Genomic DNA, 1,610 nt, shown 5'->3' on the forward strand with positions numbered 1-1,610 from the left:
CGATGATGCTGTAAAGCATCGCGCTCGCATCAGCACCGTTTGGTGTGTTAGAGAATAGCCAGTTCTTCCTGCCAATAACCAGCGGTTTAATTGCGCGTTCAGCGCGATTATTATCGATAGATAAGTGACCATCGTCGATATAACGAATGAGCTTTGACCACTGCCCGAGCGTGTATTTTATCGCTTTGCCCAGTGGGCTAGAGCCAATCACCTTCTGGGTTGTCATCCATTGGTAAAGCTCATCCAGTATCGGTTTGGCAAGTGCTTGACGCTCTGCTTTTCGCTCTTCGGCAGGCGCACCTTTTAAGCGCGATTCTATCCCGTAGAGTTTTTGGATTTTAGCCAGCGCCTTATCAGCCTTGCCCGACTTACCTTTCCCTTGAAGCTTCTTCGCGTCCATGAACTTGCGACGAGCATGCGCTAAGCACCCCACATTGGTGACTTGATGAAGTCCATCATAGGCCGCGTAGCCATCGGTTTGTAGATAACCGTTGTAGTCACCTAAAAAGGCAATAGGGCACGCCCTCGCACGACTGTTTTGATAGTCGTACAAGGCGATATTTTTCACATTTGGCAGTGCCGCTTCGGGCGAGTCAGCGCCTGAGCAGTAAAGCCACATATAACACTTCTTCTCTTCTTTGAGCACATTGAGCGGCGTTTCATCCGCTTGAACCACCACTTGCTGAAGTAGGTGCTCTTTCAAGGCTGCATACAGCGGGGAGAACTTCTCGCTGACTTGGATGACCCACCTTGCCATGGTGGTGCGTGATAGCTCGATACCCGACTGGGTAAACAGAGATTCTTGGCGATAAAGCGGCATCGCGTATTGGTATTTGCCTAGAATGATGTTGGCCAGCAAGCTTTCTGTGGCGAAGCTTTTAGGGATGAGACTCTGAGGGGATGGCTTCTGAACGATACGGCTGCTATCACCTGTTTTCTCGCACTGGCGGCAAGCGTACTTAGGGCGAACATATTCCAACACCTTGAGTACCGCAGGTGTGAACTCTAGCTTCTCGCTGCGGTCTTCCCCGATTTTATGCAGGCTATGATTACAACAAGAACACTGCTTTTCATTGTCGTCTAAATCGAGTTCGATAACCTCACGAGGCAAGGTATTAGGCAGAGGTTTACGTTTACCGCGCTTTTTCGTTGTGGTCGTCGTTGTCACCTCAACCTCGTCTTCTTTAACGGCTTCACATTCCGCTTCGTTGAAGAGGTCACCTTGTGATTCATCGTAAGGCTTTAATGCCTCCGAGCGTTTCGCGAACTGGCGATCGAAGGCGAGTTTGAGTTGTTCAAGCAGCGATTGACGCTCTTGTTTCCATTGCGATTCCTTCTGCTCTTGCGAGAGCATCAGGGCTTTCACCATCGCTTGTAGCTCGGCAACATCTTGGCTTTCTGGGTTGATATTTGGCGTCTTTTTCATGGCATTGATTATACTAAAATCGTGCCGTTAACGCTTGGTCAATAAGGCTTTATTCTCGATTAACTCATTGTAAAATCGTTTATTTTGATGGGTTCATGACCGATAATTGTGAAGCCAGAAAGCAGTCTATCAAGCTCAAATTGAGTGAGGGTAAACACCTGATTTTTCTCTTTTGAAGGCCACT

The 1,610-nt window shown here is 48.3% G+C and carries 1 protein-coding gene; it reads right to left on the bottom strand.

Annotated elements, in window-relative coordinates; all coding sequences use genetic code 11:
• Positions 1-1,426 (bottom strand): IS66 family transposase (locus tag ACED59_RS24410; RefSeq protein ID WP_371731390.1); only part of this gene is annotated, 1,426 nt, incomplete at its 3' end.
• Between the last annotated feature and the right edge of the window lie 184 nt (positions 1,427-1,610).

The sequence above is a fragment of the Vibrio sp. FF266 genome, from assembly GCF_041439695.1.
GTDB classification, from domain to species: domain Bacteria; phylum Pseudomonadota; class Gammaproteobacteria; order Enterobacterales; family Vibrionaceae; genus Vibrio; species Vibrio tasmaniensis_A.